The organism is Kineococcus glutinatus, assembly GCF_039542765.1.
Lineage (GTDB): Bacteria > Actinomycetota > Actinomycetes > Actinomycetales > Kineococcaceae > Kineococcus_A > Kineococcus_A glutinatus.
The window spans coordinates 1-3374 of the sequence record NZ_BAABIL010000569.1 but is presented as its reverse complement, the minus strand read 5'-3'; the positions used below and the strand labels follow the sequence as shown (position 1 = coordinate 3374).

The following is a 3374-nucleotide window of genomic DNA, read 5'->3' as shown; positions in this document are numbered from 1 at the left end:
CACTGACTACTGCGGCATGATCAAGTCACCCACCTGTCCGGGAAACCGGGTCAAGCTCCCCCACGGTGTGCAGGGCGCTGAGGCGTACCTGGACGACCTCGACCTGAGGTGTCGCCTCCGTCGTGGGCAGGTCGATGCTCGCCAGCTCTGCCAGGTCGACGTTCTTCAAACGCGCGAAGACGTCCCGGAAGGGCACCAGAACCTCGTCGTAGAGCTGCTGCCGGCGCTGCTCCTGAGCGGTGCGCTCACGGTCCGCACGGCTGACCAGGGCCGCGTGGCGGTCCTCGAGCTCCTCGACCTGCGCGCGGTTGGCCCGGGCGAGCCGCGCCGCCTCGACCAGCGCGATGACCACACGACCTCCCACGTCCGGTGCACCCGTACCGGGTGTGCCCGCGTCGGGTGTGCCCACCGCGCAGCGGGTCGGACGGAGCACGTCCCAGCATGCCCCCATCGGCTCGCCTGCTGCCACCGCTGCACCGCAGAGCGCGCTGCACGGCCCTGTGGGCGGGCCGGACCGTGTCGCCGGACGGCATCTGCTGGCCTGCATCTGCCGAGCTGCATCGTGGAGCGGACGTCGGTGAGACTGGTGAGGTGAGCGATGCCGAGCAGACCTCCGCGCCGGTCCCGGCACCGGCGATGCAGCTGAGCCGGGGCGCCAACGTGACTTTGCCGGAGAAGGCCTCCCGACTCCACGTCGTCCTGAGCTGGGACGACGGGGGCGGCGAGGCTGACGTTGACGCCTCGGCGTTGCTGCTGTCGGCCGCGCGGCGAGTCCGGTCCGATGCGGATTTCGTCTTCTACAACCAGCCCGCCTCGCCGGAGGGGACGGTGCGTCACCTGGGTCGCTCCGTCACGGACGCGGGAGTCGAGGAACGCCTGGCGCTCGACCTCGACGACGTCCCCGACGAGGTGGAGATCATCGCCCTTGCTGCCAGCATCGGTGAGGGCACCTTCGGGCAGCTGGCAGCTCTGCGGCTGCTCCTGCTCGATGCCTCCGGCAACCCGTGCGCATGCTTCGACATCGACGACGCCAGCTCCGAGACCGCCTTCGTCTTCGGCGAGGTGTACCGCCGCGACGCGTCGTGGAAGCTGCGTGCGGTCGGGCAGGGCTACGACACCGGCCTCGAAGGATTGGCCACCGACTTCGGCGTCAGCATCGACGACACCTCAGGAGCCGACGACGTCGCAAATGCGGTCCCGGGGGATGTTCCTAAGGCCGCACCAGGCGGGGAAGGCGATCCGCTGATTGCGCCTGACACAACCTCAGAACCGACCGCGCAGGGGAGATCCGCGTACACCGTCAACGCTGAGGACCTGCACGACGGTGAGTCCGACGTGAGCATCTCGCCCGCCGAGGGGGCCACAGGAGGTGAGGAGCTCATCGCGGTGGTGGAGGCCGCGCCGGAGGACGTCCCGCCAACGGCGAGCCTCGCAGAAGAGGCGCCGGCCGTTGCGGGAGTGGCTCCAGGACCAACCGTGGACTCGGCGGCTGCACCCAGGTCGACGCGCGGGGTGCGCACCCGCAAAGCCAAGCCGGTCCGGGCTGCGGTACCCGTGCTGCGCCTGGGGGAGGAGGGCTGGCAGCCGGCACGGCTGTTCTCCATCTCCGGGGTCGGCAGCGCGGTGGAACAGGAGAAGCGCGCCACCTCCGCACTGCTGGCCACGATGATGGCCGTGAAGGCCTTCGCCCGCGGCATCACCACCCACGCCTCCGCACCCGCGGGCGCCGTGGAGACCTACCTCGAGGTTCCGTTCAAGCTCGGTGAGAGCACCGTCTTCCCCGACGGCCTCATCCGCGTCGCCCGCGGCGGCAAGGTCTGGACGGCCCTTCTCGAGGTGAAGACCAGCGACGGGCAACTGCGCAAGGACCAGGTCGAGAACTACCTCGACGTCGCCCGCGACCAGGGCTTCGACGCCGTCATCACCTTGTCCAACGAAATCTCCCCCGGCGCAGGCGAGCACCCCGTGGCCGTGGACAAGCGCAAGCTGCGCAAGGTCGCCCTCTTCCACCTGTCCTGGGCCGAAGTGCTCCACGAGGCGCAGATGACCCTCACCCACCGCGGCGTCAGCGACCCCTTGCAGGCCTGGCTGCTGCATGAGTTCATCCGGTACCTCAGCCACCCCCGCTCGGGTGCCTCCGGCTTCGAGGACATGGGCACCGCCTGGGTCGGCATCCGCGAAGCCGTCGCCGCCGGCACGCTGCGCCCTGCGGACCGCGCCATCCCCACCCTGGCCGAGTCCTGGAACCGCCTCGTCCGCTCCCTATGCCTGCGCTTGACCGCCGAGCTCGGCGTCCCAGTCGCCCAGGTCCTGCCCCGCAAGATCGCCAGCGACCCCGCCGCGCGGGCGCAGATCGTCGCCAAGCAGCTGGTCGAGACCGGTGCGATGGAAGCCACCCTCCGCATCCCCGGTGCCGCCGGGCTCCTCACCGTCGTCGCCGACCTGCGTACCACCACCGTCCGCACCTGCGTCCGAGTCTCCGCGCCGCGCGAAGGGGGAGCACAGCGGCGCATCACCTGGCTGCTGCGCCAGCTCAGGGACGCTCCCGACGACCTGCTCGTCGACGTCACCTTCACCGGCCGCCAGGACACCACCTGCGAACGACTGCGCGACGTGCGCGAGGACCCCGCGGCCCTCCTCCCCGACCGTGGCGTCGACGTGGCTGCCTTCACCCTCACCCGCACTGCCGCCATGGGCACCAAGCGCTCCGGGGTCAAAGGGGCCTTCATCCCCTCTGTTACCGACGCCGTCGAAGGCTTCTACACCGCCGTCGTGCAACCGCTGCGCGCCTGGGTCCCACCAGCTCCGAAGCTGCCCGATGACATGACAACCTCCGCTGCTGAGGTCCTGGACGACCTGGCGGACGGCGCCGAGGCCGCAGCGCCGGACGCGTCGGAGCCGCCGATCTGATCGGGCAGCCAGCGCTCGAGCGTCGCGGCAGACGTGCGGGACCTGGTGCGCATCGATCGCGGATCTTGGCGTCCCGTTTCGCGGTGACGAGCGATGAGCTGCGCATGTCGATGTGGTCACCGGCCTGGCATGTCGCAGAGACCGAGCGGCGGCGCAGCGACGTCGTTGTCGGCATCGCCGACGCCGAGCTGCACGTTTTCGGCGCGTTGCGGGCGTACGACCTGCCCGGGCTCGGACCCAGAGCCGACAGCCCGAACGCGGGCGGCACCGGTCACGCGTCTGACGACCACTGCGGCTGCACTACTTGGGGAGGCGCTGCAGCGCCTCGTGGAGTAAAGCGCGACGGGGCCAAGGTGCTGCGCCTTCCGTGCCCGAACGGGCAAGCAGGAGCGCCACGGACGCTCAAGTCGCAGGTCAGAGCGGTAGGCCCCGTGGGACTCGAACCCACAACCCGCGGATTAAAA

2 protein-coding genes are annotated in these 3374 nt (G+C 70.4%); one reads left to right on the top strand and one right to left on the bottom strand.

Going from position 1 to position 3374, the window contains the following annotated elements; genetic code table 11:
• Positions 1-25 precede the first annotated feature (25 nt).
• Positions 26-352: a hypothetical protein gene (locus tag ABEB16_RS18290; protein ID WP_345713646.1), complete on the bottom strand. Its 327-nt coding sequence runs from the start codon at positions 350-352 to the stop codon at positions 26-28.
• Between the two features lie 239 nt (positions 353-591).
• On the opposite strand from ABEB16_RS18290, the gene ABEB16_RS18285 reads away from it, so the two are divergent.
• Positions 592-2910 carry a TerD family protein gene (locus ABEB16_RS18285; protein ID WP_345713645.1) on the top strand — a complete coding sequence of 773 codons (2319 nt, stop codon included), beginning with the start codon at positions 592-594 and terminating at the stop codon, positions 2908-2910.
• Positions 2911-3374 lie beyond the last annotated feature (464 nt).